The following is a 17,197-nucleotide window of genomic DNA, read 5'->3' on the forward strand; positions in this document are numbered from 1 at the left end:
GGGTTAAGACTAAACAGCGGTCCTTAATTCAACCTGAAAACAGCTGGCGCCATGATAGCGCAGCTGTAGTGGTATCAAGCCCCTATAATGACCGCCTGGTTACCTGCGAGATCCGTCATGAGCGCCATTCACATCAAATTCCCTGCACTCACCTTCAAGGCTGGCCAGCGCGCGCTGCAGCAAATTCGCGAACGTGGCCTGCAGGCGGCCGATGTGGGTGTATTGCCAGGTGCTGCGGGCGGGCCAAAGCCGCTGGGCATCCAGGGCCTGGACCTGGCCCTGTTCGGTGAATGGCTGCCAGCGGCACCGCGGCAGCGCGCACTGATCGGCGCCTCGATCGGCTCCTGGCGCTTCGCCAGCGCCTGCCTCGACGACCCGGTGGCCGGCATCCGCCGCCTGGGCGAGTTGTACACCGAGCAGGACTTCGCCAAGGGCGTCACCCCCGCCGAAATCAGCCGCAGCTGCCAGCGCATGCTCGACGACCTGCTGCAGGGCCGCGACGGCCAGATTCTCGCCAACCCGCACTACCGCCTGAACATCCTGGTGGTGAAAAGCCACGGCCAACTCGCCCACGACCATCGTGGCCGCCTGGGCATGGGCCTGGGTTCGGTGATCGCCAGCAACCTGCTGGGGCGCGCACGCCTGGCCCGGCACTTCGAGCGCGTCATCCTGCACGATGCGCGCAGTGCACCGCCGCTTGACGCCCTCACCGACTTTCCCTCGCGCTGCCTGCCGCTGGACCTGGCCAACCTGCGCCACGCCCTGCTCGCCTCGGGCTCGATCCCGATGGTGATGGAAGGTGTGCGCGACATTCCCGGCGCGGGCGCCGGCACGTACCGCGACGGCGGCCTGCTCGACTACCACCTCGACCTGCCCTACCGCGGTGACGACCTGGTGCTGTACCCACACTTCACCGACAAGGTGGTGCCCGGCTGGTTCGACAAGGCACTGCCCTGGCGCAAGGGTGACGCCACGCGCCTGCAGAACGTGCTGCTGATGACCCCGTCGCCGCAGTACCTGGCCGCCCTGCCCTACGGCAAACTGCCCGACCGCAACGATTTCAAGCGTTTCATGGGCGATGCGCCGAGCCGCAAGCGCTACTGGTACCAGGCGATCGCCGAAAGCCAGCGGCTGGGCGACGAACTACTGGAACTGATAGCCACCGGGCGGCTGCACGAACGCCTGCAAGCCTTGTAGTGGCCATGCTGGTAGAATGCGCGCATTATTGATTCACACAGAGTTATGACAGCGTGGAAATCTTCAAAGAATTCACTTTCGAATCGGCCCACCGCCTCCCTCACGTTCCGGAAGGCCACAAGTGCGGCCGCCTGCATGGCCACTCGTTCAAGGTCGGCCTGCACCTGACCGGCCCGCTGGACCCGCACACCGGCTGGATTCGTGACTTCGCCGAGGTCAAGGCGATCTTCAAGCCGATCTACGAGCAGTTGGACCACAACTACCTGAACGACATCCCAGGCCTGGAAAACCCCACCAGCGAAGTGATCGCCAAGTGGATCTGGGACCAGGTCAAGCCGTTGATGCCTGAGCTGTCCAAGGTGCGCATCCACGAAACCTGCACCAGCGGCTGCGAGTACACCGGCGACTGATTCGCCGATGCGGGCAGGGTCTCAGCCCTGCCCGTCGCCCACCGCATCGCGCAGGAAGCTGGGGGCGATGTAGCGCTGGTAGTGCGCTTCGGACAACAGGAAGAACTCGCGATCGATGGCATCGCGCAGTTGCGGCAGTTCCCAGTCGCGAAACTCCGGCAGCAGCGCCATGCCGTAAGCCTCCAGATCGCGGATCATCCGCGCCCCGCGCGCGATCAGCTGATAGGCCCAGCAATATTCCGACTGCTGTTCGACGAAGCGGATCGAGCGCTGCTGCAACTGCTGGCGCAGCACGTTTTTGTCGAACACTTCCAGCTTGGCCATCATCACCTGTGCCAAAAGCTGCTCCAGGCGCAGCCACACGGCGCGCTTCTGCGCCTCGTCGTAGCCGTTCCAGTGGATCACTTCATGGTGGAAACGCTTGCAGCCACGGCACACCGTGTCTCCATACACCGTGGAGCAAAGGCCGACGCAAGGGGTCTTGATGGACTGGTTGGACATGGAAAAACAACGGCTTGGCGGTGGAACACGGGCCCATGTTAGCCCTTTGTCTAACCACGGTCACTCGTTAAAGTCATGATCGCCGCCTTACCTTCCGCGACAATTTGCCGTAGAATCATCCCGCCTTTTCAAGGCAACAATGTCCGTTGGAAGCTGTTTTCAAAGCGTCACGAGCACAGTTCATCCGGTAGAACGGCGTTGGCCCGGGCCATGCACCCTCGCATGCCCGCGCCAGCCCTCATCAGCTCCCGTTCTGCAGGCGTAAAACTTTGAAAGCAGCTTCTGTAAGGATTCTTTGCGACTCTGGCTGGGCGGCCCACAAAGCCGTGGCAGCGCATGGGTGCACTGAATGCTGGATGAGCGTCCCGGACTCCCTTTAGGGACCACTGATGAGGGTAATAACTGTGCTTGAAGCCTACCGCAAACACATCGAAGAGCGTGCCGCCCTGGGTATCGTGCCCCAGCCGCTGAACGCCGAACAAACTGCAGGCCTGGTCGAGCTGCTGAAAAACCCGCCGGCCGGCGAAGAAGCCTTCCTCGTAGACCTGATCACCAACCGCGTTCCACCAGGGGTCGACGAAGCTGCCTACGTCAAGGCCGCTTTCCTCTCCGCCGTGGCCAAGGGCGAAGCCAAGTCGCCACTGATCGACCGCAAGCACGCCGCTGAACTGCTGGGCACCATGCAGGGCGGCTACAACATCGAGACGCTGGTCGCGCTGCTCGACGACGCCGAACTGGGCGCCGTCGCGGCCGAACAGCTCAAGCACACCCTGCTGATGTTCGATGCCTTCCACGACGTGGCCGAAAAAGCCAAGGCCGGCAACGTTCACGCCAAGGCCGTGCTGGAGTCCTGGGCTGCCGGCGAGTGGTTCACCTCGCGTCCGGCCATCGCCGACAAGTACACCCTGACCGTGTTCAAGGTGCCTGGCGAAACCAACACCGACGACCTGTCCCCTGCTCCGGACGCCTGGTCGCGCCCTGACATCCCGCTGCACGCCCTGGCCATGCTGAAAATGGCCCGTGACGGCATCGAGCCTTCTCAGCCTGGCTCGGTCGGCCCGCTGGCGCAGATCGAAGCGGTCAAGGCCAAGGGCTTCCCGGTTGCCTACGTCGGTGACGTGGTCGGTACCGGTTCCTCGCGTAAATCCGCCACCAACTCGGTGCTGTGGTTCTTCGGCGATGACATCCCGTACGTGCCGAACAAGCGCGCCGGTGGCTTCTGCTTCGGCACCAAGATCGCCCCGATCTTCTACAACACCATGGAAGACGCCGGCGCCCTGCCGATCGAATTCGACTGCACCAACCTGGCCATGGGCGACGTCATCGACGTTTACCCGTTCAAAGGTGAAGTGCGCCGCCACGGCAGCGACGAGCTGGTCACCGAGTTCGCACTGAAAACCGAAGTGCTGCTCGACGAAGTCCGCGCCGGCGGCCGTATCCCGCTGATCGTCGGCCGTGGCCTGACCGAAAAAGCCCGCGCCGAGCTGGGCCAGGGCCCATCGGACCTGTTCAAGAAGCCAGAGCAGCCAGCCGACACCGGCAAGGGCTTCACCCTGGCGCAGAAGATGGTCGGCCGTGCCTGCGGCATGCCGGAAGGCCAGGGCGTACGCCCAGGTGCCTACTGCGAGCCGAAGATGACCACCGTCGGTTCCCAGGACACCACTGGCCCGATGACCCGTGACGAGCTGAAAGACCTGGCGTGCCTGGGCTTCTCCGCTGACCTGGTGATGCAGTCGTTCTGCCACACCGCGGCTTATCCGAAGCCGATCGACGTCACCACCCACCACACCCTGCCAGACTTCATCCGCACCCGTGGCGGCGTGTCGCTGCGCCCAGGCGACGGCATCATCCACAGCTGGCTGAACCGCATGCTGATGCCTGACACCGTGGGTACCGGTGGCGACTCGCACACCCGCTTCCCGATCGGCATCTCGTTCCCGGCCGGTTCCGGCCTGGTGGCCTTCGCCGCCGCCACCGGCGTCATGCCGCTGGACATGCCAGAATCGATCCTGGTGCGCTTCAAGGGCAAAATGCAGCCAGGCATCACCTTGCGTGACCTGGTCCATGCCATCCCTTACTACGCCATCCAGAAGGGCCTGCTGACCGTCGAGAAGAAGGGCAAGAAAAACGCCTTCTCCGGCCGCATCCTGGAAATCGAAGGCCTGGACGAACTGACCGTCGAGCAAGCCTTCGAGCTGTCCGACGCCTCGGCTGAGCGTTCCGCTGCTGGCTGCACCATCAAGCTGCCGGAAAAGGCCATCGCCGAATACCTGCAGTCCAACATCACCCTGCTGCGCTGGATGATCGGCGAAGGCTACGGCGATGCCCGCACCCTGGAGCGTCGCGCCCAGGCCATGGAAGCCTGGCTGGCCAAGCCTGAGCTGCTGTCGGCCGACGCCGATGCCGAATACGCCGAAATCATCGAAATCGACCTGGCCGACGTCAAGGAGCCTGTGCTCTGCGCGCCGAACGACCCGGACGATGCCCGCCTGCTGTCCTCGGTACAGGGCGAGAAGATCGACGAAGTGTTCATCGGTTCGTGCATGACCAACATCGGTCACTTCCGCGCTGCCGGCAAGCTGCTGGACAAGGTCAAGGGCGGTATTCCGACCCGTCTGTGGCTGGCCCCGCCAACCAAGATGGACGCCCACCAGCTGACCGAAGAAGGCTACTACGGCATCTACGGCAAAGCCGGTGCGCGCATGGAAATGCCAGGCTGCTCGCTGTGCATGGGTAACCAGGCACGTGTGCAGACCGGTTCGACCGTGGTCTCCACCTCGACCCGTAACTTCCCGAACCGTCTGGGCGACGCCACCAACGTGTACCTGGCCTCGGCCGAGCTGGCTGCTGTCGCTTCGATCATCGGCAAGCTGCCGACCGTCGAAGAGTACATGCAGTACGCGAAAGACATCGACAGCATGGCTGCCGACGTTTACCGCTACCTGAGCTTCGACCAGATCGCCGAGTTCCGTGAAGCGGCTGCCAACGCCAAGATCCCGGTGGTTCAGGCGTAAGCTGAGCTACATGCAGTAAAAGAAAGCCCCGGCAGCGATGCCGGGGCTTTCTTGTTTCAGCCTATGCCGGCTTCTTCGCGGGTAAACCCGCTCCCACAGGATCACCACTGCAGTCAAATCCTGTGGCGAACCTGTAGGAGCGGGTTTACCCGCGAAGAGGCCGGCATGAGAAACCTCAAATCACGAACAGGTCGACAAACCTGTGCACTGCCATCTGTTCCAGCCTTTGCTGGTCCTTGCACAGTTCAAAAATCGCTTCGCAGCGCTGGCGCACAAAGCGCGTCGCCAGGTTGCCCTTGAACTTGGCCTCCAGCAGCGGTATCCCCTCCTCGCGCCGCCGCCGATGCCCGATCGGGTACTCCACCAGCACCTGCTCTGTACTGCTGCCATCCTTGAAGAACACCTGCACGGCATTGGCAATCGAGCGCTTATCCGGCTCCAGATACTCACGGCTGAAGCGCGGGTCTTCGACCACCTCCATCTTCTCGCGCAAGCGATCGATGCTGGGGTGATTGGCATGGAAGGCATCTTCATAATGCTCGGCCACCAGGTGGCCGAAGATCAGCGGCACCGCCACCATGTACTGCAGGCAGTGATCACGGTCGGCAGCATTGGCCAGCGGGCCTCGCTTGGAAATGATGCGGATCGCCGACTCTTGGGTGGTGATGACGATGCGGTCGATTTCATGCAGGCGGTTACGCACCAGCGGGTGCAGGGTCACCGCCGCTTCGCAGGCCGTCTGGGCGTGGAACTCGGCTGGGAAGCTGACCTTGAACAGCACATTCTCCATCACGTAACTGGCCAAGGGTTGCGGCAGGCGCAGCTCATACTGGCCGGCAGGTTTTACCGCCAGGTCCTTGTTGGTGTGGCTGAACGAGACGTCATGGAAACCCCACTGCGCCGCAGTCAGCACCCCTGGCACGCCCATTTCGCCACGCAGCGCGATATCAGCCAGGCGCACGCCCCGGCTGGAGGCGTCACCCGCCGCCCAGGACTTGCGAGAGCCGGCATTGGGCGCATGGCGGTAAGTGCGCAATGCCTGGCCATCGACGAATGCATGGGAAAGCGCCGAGAGCATCTGTTCGCGATTGGCACCCATCAGCCGGGCGCATACGGCGGCCGAGGCCACCTTGACCAGTATCACGTGATCGAGGCCGACGCGATTGAACGCGTTCTCCAGTGCCAGTACGCCCTGGATCTCATGGGCCATGACCATGGCTTCGAGCACGTCACGCATCAGCAGCGGTGCTTCGCCGCTGGCCACACGTTTCTGCGACAGGTGATCGGCAACCGCCAGGATGCCGCCAAGGTTGTCAGAAGGGTGCGCCCACTCTGCAGCCAGCCAAGTGTCGTTGTAGTCCAGCCAGCGCACGGTGCAGCCGATGTCCCAGGCTGCCTTGACCGGGTCGAGGCGGTAAGCGGTACCGGGAACGCGCGCACCATTGGGCACTACGGTGCCTTCCACCAGCGGACCGAGGAGCTTGGTGCATTCGGGGAAGCGCAGCGCCAGCAGGCCACAGCCGAGGGTGTCCATCAGGCAGTTGCGCGCGGTATCCAGGGCTTCAGGGGATTCGACCCGGTAGCCGAGGGCGTAGTCGGCCAGGGTTTGCAGCACCCGGTCGTAGTCCGGGCGATCGTTCAGGTCCACGTTGGCGCTCATAGCCAGCTCCCTTCGGAATTGCCGGGGCCGCTTCGCGACCCTTTCGCAACCCAAGGCCGCTCCTACAAGAGACCGTGTACTCCTGTAGGAGCGGCCGTGGGTCGCGAAAGGGCTGCAAAGCAGCCCCAGCCAACGAAAGCCGAGCGCCAGTGGTGCGTTAGAAGCTATCGCCAGGCACGCGAACCCAGCCCTCCATCAGCACGCGAGCACTGCGGCTCATGATTGCCTTGGTCACCGTCCACTCGCCATCCACCTGACGCGCCTCGGCCCCGACCCGCAAGGTGCCGGACGGGTGGCCAAACCGCACGGCACTGCGTTCACCCCCACCCGCAGCGAGGTTGACCAGCGTGCCTGGAATGGCTGCAGCGGTACCAATGGCCACGGCAGCGGTCCCCATCATCGCGTGGTGCAGCTTACCCATGGACAACGCACGCACCAACAAGTCGATGTCAGCGGCCGCAACTGCCTTGCCACTGGACGCAGTGTAGGTGCTCGGCGGCGCAACGAAAGCCACCTTCGGTGTGTGCTGACGCCCGGCAGCCTGGTCGACATGCTCGATCAGGCCCATGCGCACGGCGCCGTAGGCGCGGATGGTTTCGAAACGCAGCAGCGCCTCGGGGTCGCCGTTTATCGCATCCTGCAATTCAGTGCCGGTGTAACCGATGTCGGCGGCATTGACGAACACAGTCGGGATACCGGCGTTGATCAAGGTGGCCTTGAACGTACCGATACCCGGCACTTCCAGGTCGTCTACCAGGTTGCCGGTGGGGAACATCGCACCGCCATCGCCATCCTCGTCGGCGGCCGGGTCGAGGAACTCAAGCTGCACTTCGGCGGCGGGGAAGGTCACCCCGTCCAGTTCGAAGTCGCCGGTTTCCTGCACCTCACCTTCGGTGATCGGCACATGGGCAATGATGGTCTTGCCGATGTTGGCTTGCCAGATGCGCACCCTGGCCATGCCGTTGCGCGGAATGCGCGCCGGGTCGACCAGGCCGTTGCTGATGGCGAACGAGCCGACCGCAGCAGAGAGGTTGCCGCAGTTGCCGCTCCAGTCGACGAAGGCCTTGTCGATGGCGACCTGGCCGAACAGGTAGTCGACATCGTGCCCGGGCTTGATGCTCTTTGACAGAATGACCGTCTTGCTGGTGCTCGAGGTGGCGCCGCCCATGCCGTCGATCTGCTTGGCATATGGGTCGGGGCTGCCGATTACCCGCAACAGCAGCGCGTCACGCGCCGGGCCTGGGACCTGGGCCGGTTCCGGCAGGTCCTGCAGGCGGAAGAACACGCCTTTGCTGGTGCCGCCACGGATGTACGTGGCGGGAATTTTCACTTGCGCTACATGTGCCATGTTCAAGTCCTGTTCAAGCGGTCGCTTCGAGGAAGTCCTGGGCAAAGCGCTGCAGCACCCCGCCCGCTTCGTAGATCGACACTTCCTCGGCAGTGTCCAGGCGGCAGGTCACTGGCACCTCCACACGCTCGCCATTGCGCCGTGTCACCACCAGGGTCAGGGTCGCCCGCGGCTTGCGCTCGCCGAGCACGTCATAGGTCTCGCTGCCATCCAGGCCCAGGGTCTTGCGGTCAGTGCCCGGCTTGAACTCCAGCGGCAACACCCCCATGCCCACCAGGTTGGTGCGGTGAATGCGCTCGAAGCCTTCGGCGACGATCGCTTCGACACCGGCCAGGCGCACCCCTTTGGCCGCCCAGTCGCGGGACGAACCCTGGCCATAGTCGCCACCGGCGACGATGATCAGCGGCTGCTTGCGCTCCATGTAGGTCTCGATGGCCTCCCACATGCGCGTCACCTTGCCTTCGGGCTCGATGCGCGCCAGCGAACCCTGCTTCACGCTGCCGTCATCCTTGCGCACCATTTCGTTGAACAGCTTGGGGTTGGCGAAGGTGGCGCGCTGGGCGGTCAGGTGGTCGCCACGGTGTGTGGCATAGGAGTTGAAGTCCTCTTCGGGCAGGCCCATCTTCGCCAGGTACTCACCCGCGGCGCTGTCGAGCAGGATGGCGTTGGACGGCGACAGGTGGTCGGTGGTGATGTTGTCCGGTAGCACCGCCAGCGGGCGCATGCCACGCAGGGTCCGCTCGCCGGCCAGGGCACCTTCCCAGTAAGGCGGGCGGCGGATATAGGTGCTCATCGGGCGCCAGTCGTACAGCGGCGCGACTTTCGGACCGCGGTCTTCCTCGATGGCGAACATCGGGATATAGACCTTGCGGAACTGCTCCGGCTTGACCGCCGCACGCACCACGGCGTCGATTTCCTCGTCGCTGGGCCAGATGTCCTTGAGGCGGATTTCCTTGCCGTCGACCACGCCCAGCACATCTTTCTCGATGTCGAAGCGGATGGTGCCGGCAATCGCGTAGGCCACCACCAGTGGCGGCGACGCGAGGAACGCCTGCTTGGCGTAAGGGTGGATGCGCCCGTCGAAGTTGCGGTTACCCGACAGCACGGCGGTGGCGTACAGGTCGCGGTCGATGATTTCCTGCTGGATCACGGGGTCCAGTGCACCCGACATGCCGTTGCAGGTGGTGCAGGCGAAGGCGACGATACCAAAGCCCAGTTGTTCCAGTTCCTTTTCCAGCCCCGCCTCTTCCAGGTACAACTGCACAGCCTTGGAGCCCGGCGCCAGCGACGACTTGACCCACGGCTTGCGGCTGAGGCCCAGCTTGTTGGCGTTGCGCGCCAGCAGGCCTGCGGCAATCACGTTGCGCGGGTTGCTGGTGTTGGTGCAACTGGTGATGGCGGCAATGATCACTGCGCCGTCGGGCATCTGCCCCGGCACTTCTTCCCAGGCGCCGGCGATGCCCTTGGCCGCCAGGTCGCTGGTAGCGACACGGGCATGCGGGTTGGACGGGCCGGCCATGTTGCGCACCACGCTCGACAGGTCAAAGCTCAGGGTACGCTCGTATTCGGCCTTGGCCAGGCTGTCAGCCCACAGGCCGGCGACCTTGGCGTAGGTCTCCACCAGCTGCACTTGCTGGTCGTCGCGACCGGTCAGCTTGAGGTAGTCGATGGTCTGCTGGTCGATGGCGAACATCGCCGCCGTGGCGCCGTATTCCGGCGCCATGTTGGAAATGGTGGCACGGTCGCCCAGGGTCAGGGCGCGCGCCCCTTCGCCATGGAACTCGAGGTAGGCACCGACGACTTTCTGCTTGCGCAGGAATTCGGTGAGGGCCAGTACCAGGTCGGTGGCGGTGATGTTCGGCGCCAGCTTGCCGGTCAGCTCGACGCCGACGATCTCCGGCAGGCGCATCCACGAGGCACGGCCGAGCATGACGTTTTCGGCTTCCAGGCCGCCGACACCAATGGCGATCACGCCCAGCGCGTCGACATGCGGGGTGTGGCTGTCGGTGCCGACGCAGGTATCCGGGTAGGCCACGCCGCGGTCGCTGTGAATGACCGGCGACATTTTCTCCAGGTTGATCTGGTGCATGATGCCGTTGCCGGGCTGGATCACGTCGACGTTCTTGAACGCCTTCTTGGTCCAGTTGATGAAGTGGAAGCGGTCTTCGTTACGGCGGTCTTCGATGGCGCGGTTCTTCTCGAACGCCTGCGGGTCGAAACCACCGCACTCCACGGCCAGGGAGTGGTCGACGATCAGCTGCACCGGCACCACCGGGTTGACTGCGGCCGGGTCACCGCCTTTGTCGGCGATGGCATCACGCAGGCCGGCGAGATCGACCAAGGCGGTCTGGCCAAGGATGTCATGGCACACCACGCGGGCCGGGAACCATGGGAAGTCGAGGTCGCGCTTGCGCTCGATCAGCTGGCCCAGGGAGGCGTCGAGGGTCGCCGGATCGCAGCGGCGCACCAGGTTCTCGGCGAGCACACGGGAGGTGTACGGCAGGCTGTCGTAGGCACCGGGCTTGATTGCCTCGACCGCGGCGCGTGCGTCGAAATAGTCCAGGGCGGTGCCTGGCAGGTTCTTGCGGTATGCAGTGTTCATATCGTTATCAGGCTCGGTCACGGTATTCGGTAAGCAGGTCAGGCCTGGGGGCGCTGCGCGCCCCTTTCGCGACACAAGGCCGCCCTCACAAGTACAACACCGTCCTTGTAGGAGCGGCCTTGTGTCGCGAAAGGGCTGCGCAGCAGCCCCAACGGTCTTTGACTCAGCGCTGCTCGATTGGCACGAACTGGCGCTGCTCGACGCCGACATACTCGGCGCTCGGGCGGATGATGCGGTTGTTGGCGCGCTGCTCGAACACATGCGCAGCCCAGCCGGTCAGGCGCGAGCAGACGAAGATGGGGGTGAACAGCTTGGTCGGAATGCCCATGAAGTGGTACGCCGAGGCATGGTAGAAGTCAGCGTTGGGGAACAGGCGCTTCTGCTCCCACATCGTCTTGTCGATGGCTTCGGAAACCGGGTACAGGACCGTGTCACCGACCTGGTCGGCAAGCTGCTTCGACCAGCCCTTGATCACCTCGTTACGCGGGTCGGACTCTTTGTAGATCGCATGGCCGAAGCCCATGATCTTGTCCTTGCGCTCGAGCATGCGCAGCAGTTCGGCGGTGGCTTCCTGCGGGCTCTGGAAGCGCTCGATCAGCTCCATCGCCGCTTCGTTGGCACCTCCGTGCAGCGGGCCACGCAGCGAGCCGATAGCGGCAGTGACGCAGGAATACAGGTCGGACAGGGTCGATGCGCAGACCCGCGCGGTGAAGGTCGAGGCGTTGAACTCGTGCTCGGCATAGAGGATCAGCGACACGTTCATCACCTTGACATGCAGCTCGCTCGGCTTCTTGCCGTGCAGCAGGTGCAGGAAGTGACCGCCGAGGGTGTCTTCGTCGCTGGTGCAGTCGATGCGTACGCCGTGGTGAGTGAAGCGGTACCAGTAGCACATCACCGCCGGGAACAGCGCCAGCAGGCGGTCGGTTTTCTCGCGCTGGGCGTCGAAAGTCAGCTCCGGCTCCAGGGTACCCAGCACCGAGCAACCGGTACGCATCACATCCATCGGGTGGGCATCGCGGGGGATGCGCTCGAGCACTTCCTTCAGCGCCTGCGGCAGGTCACGCAGGCCCTTGAGCTTGCGCTTGTAATCGGCAAGTTCCGCCTTGCTCGGCAGCTCGCCGTACAGCAGCAGGTAAGCGACTTCTTCGAATTCGGCAGCGGCGGCCAGGTCACGGACGTCGTAACCACGGTAGGTCAGCCCGGCACCGGCCTGGCCCACGGTCGACAGTGCAGTCTGGCCGGCCACCTGGCCACGCAGGCCAGCGCCACTGAGTACTTTTGCTTCGGCCATGGTGTTTCTCCTTTCTTGAACTTGTTATAGGAAGCGATCTGGCTAATTCGGGTGATTGCCTGGGCCGGCCTCTTCGCGGGTAAACCCGCCCCTACAAGTTACCTGAGGGAGCGGCATCACCCGCGAAGAAGCCAGCACACATTCAACCTTTCTTCTGGGCAAACAACGCGTCGAGGCTCTGCTCGAAGGCGTGGTAACCAATGGCATCGTAGAGCTCCATGCGGGTCTGCATGGTGTCGATCACGTTCTTCTGCGTACCGTCGCGGCGCAGTGCGGTATAGACATTCTCCGCCGCCTTGTTCATGGCGCGGAACGCCGACAGCGGGTACAGCACCAGCGACACATCGACCGAGGCCAGTTCTTCGGTGGTGTAAAGCGGGGTGGCGCCGAATTCGGTGATATTGGCCAGGATAGGTGCCTGCACCCGGTCGGCGAAGGTCTTGTACATCGAAAGTTCGGTGATGGCTTCCGGGAAGATCATGTCGGCGCCAGCCTCGATGCACGCGGCAGCCCGGTCCAGGGCAGCGTTCAGGCCTTCCACCGCCAAGGCGTCGGTGCGCGCCATGATGACGAAGCTGTCATCGGTGCGGGCATCCACCGCGGCCTTGATACGGTCGACCATCTCCTGCTGGGTGACGATTTCCTTGTTCGGGCGGTGGCCACAGCGCTTGGCACCGACCTGGTCTTCGATGTGGATGGCCGCAGCGCCGAACTTGCACATCGAGCGCACGGTGCGGGCGACGTTGAAGGCCGACGCGCCGAAACCGGTGTCGACATCCACCAGCAAAGGTACATCGCAGACGTCGGTGATGCGGCGCACATCGGTCAGCACGTCATCCAGGCCACTGATGCCCAGGTCAGGCAGGCCCAGGGAGCCCGCGGCAACACCGCCACCGGACAGGTAGATGGCCTTGAAACCGGCACGCTTGGCCAGCAGTGCATGGTTGGCGTTGATCGCGCCGACCACTTGCAGCGGGTGTTCGGCGGCAACGGCGTCGCGGAAACGCTGACCGGGGGTGCTCTTCACAGTCATTTCTCACCTCGTGGGCTGTTGTTGTTGGCGTCCAGGTAGTGACGCTCGATGTTGCGCTTGGACGCGCCGATGTGGCGGCGCATCAGGAGTTCGGCCAGCTCGCCGTCACGGTCGGCGATGGCATCGAGAATGCGGTGGTGTTCGGCAAAGGCCTGGCGTGGCCGGTTGGGTGTGGCGGAAAACTGGATACGGTACATGCGCACCAGCTGGTACAGCTCGCCGCAGAGCATCTTGACCAGGGTCTGGTTGCCGCTGCCCTGGATGATCCGGTAATGAAAGTCGTAGTCGCCTTCCTGCTGGTAATAGCCCAGCCCGGCCTGGAACGCGGCATCGCGCTCGTGGGTGTCGAGCACCCGGCGCAGCTCGTCGATGTCGGCCTGGCTCATGCGCTCGGCCGCAAGGCGGCAGGCCATGCCTTCCAGCGATTCGCGGATCTCGTACAGCTCGATCAGCTCGGCATGGTTGAGCGACACCACCCGCGCCCCGACATGTGGCACCCGCACCAGCAGGCGCTGGCCCTCCAGCCGATGAATGGCCTCGCGCAGCGGGCCGCGGCTGATGCCATAGGTGCGCGCCAGCTCCGGCTCGGAGATCTTGCTGCCCGGGGCGATGTCGCCCTTGACGATTGCCGCCTGGATGCGCCGGAAGACATTCTCGGACAAGGTTCCAGTTTCGTCTGCCTCGGCCGGGCTTGGTGTGGTGAGGTCCAGCATATTGTCGACACCTTGCTAATCGCTTGAGCAGAAACTAGCGAATCAGAGGCTCGCAGTCAAAGACAAAATCAATATTGTCGACAATCGTCTAAGAACGAACTTACCGAGTGATGGCGTTGTCAGATCGCGGCACGCTGGCGTCAATACGACGGCGTGATAGAATGCCGCGCCTCCAACGGAGTATGGATGGTGTGTTTGTCATCAATTCATGTTGTTGACAGATGAACGAGGAAGCTTGCGCAGTCGTTGCCAGTCACCTTTGCCCCGAACCCTGCACAGCTCAGCACCGCGCCAGGATTATGAGACTTACACCCGTATTATTGCTGTTATGCCTTACCCTGCTGCCGGCCCTTGGCCAGGCGGCGGGCAAGACCGTGTACGGTCTGAACGAGTACGCCCGGCTCGGCGACCTTGACCTGGAAGTGGCCGCCAAGCTCGACACTGGCGCCAAGACTGCGTCGCTCAGTGCCCGCGACATCAAGCGCTTCAAGCGCAACGGCGAAAGCTGGGTGCGCTTTTATCTGGCCATCGACGCCGCCCATTCGCACCCCATCGAACGCCCCCTGGCGCGCGTGAGCAAGATCAAGCGCCGCGCCGGCGACTATGATGCTGAATCCGGCAAGGCCTACACCGCCCGCCCGGTCATCGAACTCGAAATCTGCATGGGCCAGGCCCGGCGCACCATCGAAGTCAACCTCACCGATCGCAGCGCCTTCCAGTTCCCGCTGCTGATCGGCTCCGAGGCGCTCAAGCACTTCGACGCGCTGGTCGACCCAAGCCTTAAATACGCGGCCGGCAAACCTGCCTGTGCCACCGACGCTCCCAAAGCAGAGTAATCCCGATGCGCTCTCTTACCCTCCATCTGAAAGTCCTGATCACCGTGCTGGTGTTGCTCGGCGTGGCGGTCACGGCCTATCAGATCTTCGTGCTCGGCATCCCGGTGACCGAAGACGAAACCGACGACCTGTGGAACATCGACGCCAAGGTCGAGTTCGTCGCCAGCTCCAAAGACCCGGTCAAGATCCAGATGTTCGTGCCACCGCTGAACCGTGACTACGTCAGCCTCAACGAGAGCTTCATCTCCAACAACTATGGGGTGAGCGTCAACCGTGCCGACGGCAACCGCAAGGTGACCTGGTCGGCGCGCCGTGTCAGCGGTAACCAGACCCTGTACTACCGCCTGGTGCTGACCAAGCGCTACAGCAACGAAAAGTCCGCCATCAAGGGCCCTACCTTCCGTGACAGCCTGGCCATCGACGGCCCGGAGAAGATCGCTGCCGAAGCCCTGATGGCACCGATTCGCCAGCACTCGGCCGACGTCGAGACCTTTGTCAGCGAGACCATCAAGCGGGTCAACAACCTCAACGACGACAACGTCAAGCTGCTGCTGGCCGGCGACACCTCGCCGATGAAGAAGGCCCAGGTCATCGACCTGCTGCTGTCGATCGCCCATGTGCCGATGGAAAAGGTCCACACCATTCGGCTCGTTGCCGATACACCGCAGACCCCGGAGCTGTGGCTGCGCAGCTTCAACGGCAACGACTGGCTGTACTTCAACCCTGACACCGGCGAGCAAGGCCTGCCGGCCGACCGCCTGCTGTGGTGGACCGGTGACGACAACCTGATCACCGTCGATGGCGGCAAGAAGGCCAACGTCACCTTCAGCATGAACAACAGCGAGATGAACGCCATCCGCCTGGCCAAGCTGACCGACGAGAACACCGACGCCGACTTCCTCGAATACTCGCTGTACGGCTTGCCACTGCAGACCCAGCAGACCTTCATGATCATGGTAATGATCCCGATCGGCGTGCTGGTGATCCTGATCCTGCGCAACCTGATCGGCATTCAGACCCTTGGTACCTTCACCCCGGTACTGATTGCCCTGGCCTTCCGCGAGACCCAGCTGGGCTTTGGCATCGTGCTGTTCACGGTGATCACCGCGCTGGGCCTGTCGCTACGCTCGTACCTGGAACACCTGAAGCTTCAGATGCTGCCGCGCCTGTCGGTGGTGCTGACCTTCGTCGTGGTATTGATTGCCGCCATCAGCCTGTTCAGCCACAAGCTGGGCCTGGAACGCGGCCTGTCGGTGGCGCTGTTCCCGATGGTGATCCTGACCATGACCATCGAACGCCTGTCGATCACCTGGGAAGAGCGCGGCGGTGGCCATGCCATGAAAGTGGCGATCGGCACCCTGTTCGCCGCCTCCCTGGCGCACCTGCTGATGATGGTGCCGGAGCTGGTGTACTTCGTCTTCACCTTCCCGGCCGTGCTGCTGATCCTGGTAGGCTTCATGCTGGCTATGGGCCGCTACCGCGGCTACCGCCTGACCGAGCTGGTGCGCTTCAAGGCATTCCTGAAGAAGGCTGACGCCTGATGTTTGGCCTGATCAAGACGTGGAAAGCCCTGGAGGCCCGGGGCATCATGGGGATCAACCGCCGTAACGCGGACTATGTGCTGAAGTACAACAAGCGCAGCCTGTACCCGATCGTCGACGACAAGATCATCACCAAGGAGCGCGCCCTGGCCGCCGGCATCCATGTGCCGGAGATGTACGGCATCATCGAGACCGAGAAGCAGATCGAAAAGCTTCACGAGATCATCGGCGGGCGCAACGACTTCGTCATCAAGCCGGCGCAGGGCGCCGGCGGTGACGGCATCCTGGTGATCGCCGACCGTTTCGAGGACCGCTACCGCACCGTGTCGGGCAAGATCATGAGCCATGAGGAAATCGAGCACCAGGTATCGAGCATCCTCACTGGCCTGTACTCCCTCGGCGGCCACCGCGACCGCGCACTGATCGAGTACCGGGTAACCCCGGACCAGATCTTCAAGAGCATCAGCTACGAAGGTGTGCCGGACATCCGCATCATCGTGCTGATGGGCTACCCGGTAATGGCCATGCTGCGCCTGCCGACCCGTCAGTCCGGCGGCAAGGCCAACCTGCACCAGGGCGCCATCGGCGTCGGTGTGGACCTGGCCACCGGCGTGACCCTGCGCGGCACCTGGCTGAACAACATCATCAGCAAGCACCCGGACACCACCAACGCGGTGGACGGCGTGCAGCTGCCGAACTGGGACGGCTTCATGAAGCTGGCCGCCGGCTGCTACGAGCTGTGCGGGCTGGGCTACATCGGCGTGGACATGGTGCTGGACCAGGATAAAGGGCCGCTGATTCTCGAACTCAACGCCCGGCCTGGCCTGAACATTCAGATCGCCAATGACACCGGGCTGACCCAGCGCACCCATGCCATCGAAGCGCATATCGAGGCATTGGCCAAGGAAGGGATCACCGAGGATGCCGAACAGCGAGTGCGGGTGACCCAGAACCTGTTCGGGCACGTGCATCCGCGCTAAGCCCCTTGGGGCTGCTGCGCAGCCCTTTCGCGACACAAGGCCGCTCCTACAGGTTTTCGCATCTCCCTGTA

General features: G+C 63.4%; 13 protein-coding genes. 6 read left to right on the forward strand and 7 right to left on the reverse strand.

Annotation, left to right across the window (positions count from 1 at the left end):
* Positions 1-117 precede the first annotated feature (117 nt).
* Complete coding sequence (locus H040_RS01485; protein WP_027919656.1) at positions 118-1,197, forward strand: patatin-like phospholipase family protein; 1,080 nt, start codon at positions 118-120, stop codon at positions 1,195-1,197.
* Positions 1,198-1,250: 53 nt separating this feature from the next.
* Positions 1,251-1,607, forward strand: coding sequence for a 6-carboxytetrahydropterin synthase QueD (gene queD / locus H040_RS01490; protein ID WP_012271598.1), 357 nt, complete (start codon positions 1,251-1,253; stop codon positions 1,605-1,607).
* 21 nt (positions 1,608-1,628) lie between these two features.
* Here queD and H040_RS01495 read toward each other — a convergent pair whose 3' ends face one another.
* The gene (locus tag H040_RS01495) at positions 1,629-2,108 is read right to left on the reverse strand and encodes a DUF1289 domain-containing protein (protein WP_027919655.1); all 480 of its coding nucleotides are present in this window, start codon (positions 2,106-2,108) and stop codon (positions 1,629-1,631) included.
* 404 nt (positions 2,109-2,512) lie between these two features.
* Here H040_RS01495 and acnB point away from each other — a divergent pair, with 404 nt between their 5' ends.
* Positions 2,513-5,122 carry a bifunctional aconitate hydratase 2/2-methylisocitrate dehydratase gene (gene acnB, locus H040_RS01500; protein WP_027919654.1) on the forward strand — a complete coding sequence of 870 codons (2,610 nt, stop codon included), beginning with the start codon at positions 2,513-2,515 and terminating at the stop codon, positions 5,120-5,122.
* 175 nt (positions 5,123-5,297) lie between these two features.
* Here acnB and prpD read toward each other — a convergent pair whose 3' ends face one another.
* The 6 genes from prpD to H040_RS01535 all read right to left on the reverse strand — a co-directional run bounded on the left by prpD (position 5,298) and on the right by H040_RS01535 (position 13,769).
* Entirely contained in the window at positions 5,298-6,782 is a 1,485-nt protein-coding gene (gene prpD / locus H040_RS01505) for a 2-methylcitrate dehydratase (RefSeq protein WP_027919653.1), read from the reverse strand.
* A gap of 157 nt (positions 6,783-6,939) precedes the next feature.
* Entirely contained in the window at positions 6,940-8,130 is a 1,191-nt protein-coding gene (gene prpF, locus H040_RS01515) for a 2-methylaconitate cis-trans isomerase PrpF (protein WP_027919652.1), read from the reverse strand.
* Positions 8,131-8,143: 13 nt separating this feature from the next.
* On the reverse strand, positions 8,144-10,732 hold the full coding sequence (acnD, locus tag H040_RS01520; protein ID WP_027919651.1) for a Fe/S-dependent 2-methylisocitrate dehydratase AcnD: 2,589 nt from the start codon (positions 10,730-10,732) through the stop codon (positions 8,144-8,146).
* 163 nt (positions 10,733-10,895) lie between these two features.
* Positions 10,896-12,023: a bifunctional 2-methylcitrate synthase/citrate synthase gene (gene prpC, locus H040_RS01525; RefSeq protein ID WP_027919650.1), complete on the reverse strand. Its 1,128-nt coding sequence runs from the start codon at positions 12,021-12,023 to the stop codon at positions 10,896-10,898.
* A gap of 142 nt (positions 12,024-12,165) precedes the next feature.
* Entirely contained in the window at positions 12,166-13,056 is an 891-nt protein-coding gene (gene prpB, locus H040_RS01530; RefSeq protein WP_027919649.1) for a methylisocitrate lyase, read from the reverse strand.
* Positions 13,053-13,769 carry a GntR family transcriptional regulator gene (locus H040_RS01535; RefSeq protein WP_027919648.1) on the reverse strand — a complete coding sequence of 239 codons (717 nt, stop codon included), beginning with the start codon at positions 13,767-13,769 and terminating at the stop codon, positions 13,053-13,055. Before H040_RS01535 ends, prpB begins: the two co-directional genes overlap by 4 nt.
* 299 nt (positions 13,770-14,068) lie before the next feature.
* Here H040_RS01535 and rloA point away from each other — a divergent pair, with 299 nt between their 5' ends.
* The 3 genes from rloA to H040_RS01550 are packed head-to-tail and all read left to right on the forward strand — an operon-like array spanning position 14,069 to position 17,126.
* The gene (gene rloA, locus H040_RS01540; protein WP_027919647.1) at positions 14,069-14,605 is read left to right on the forward strand and encodes a retropepsin-like aspartic peptidase RloA; all 537 of its coding nucleotides are present in this window, start codon (positions 14,069-14,071) and stop codon (positions 14,603-14,605) included.
* A gap of 5 nt (positions 14,606-14,610) precedes the next feature.
* Complete coding sequence (rloB, locus tag H040_RS01545) at positions 14,611-16,146, forward strand: osmotic stress tolerance membrane protein RloB (protein WP_027919646.1); 1,536 nt, start codon at positions 14,611-14,613, stop codon at positions 16,144-16,146.
* Complete coding sequence (locus tag H040_RS01550; RefSeq protein WP_027919645.1) at positions 16,146-17,126, forward strand: alpha-L-glutamate ligase-like protein; 981 nt, start codon at positions 16,146-16,148, stop codon at positions 17,124-17,126. Before rloB ends, H040_RS01550 begins: the two co-directional genes overlap by 1 nt.
* The last annotated feature ends 71 nt before the right edge of the window (positions 17,127-17,197 follow it).

This window comes from Pseudomonas sp. URMO17WK12:I7 (assembly GCF_003269045.1).
In the GTDB taxonomy this organism is placed as follows: Bacteria; Pseudomonadota; Gammaproteobacteria; order Pseudomonadales; family Pseudomonadaceae; genus Aquipseudomonas; species Aquipseudomonas putida_J.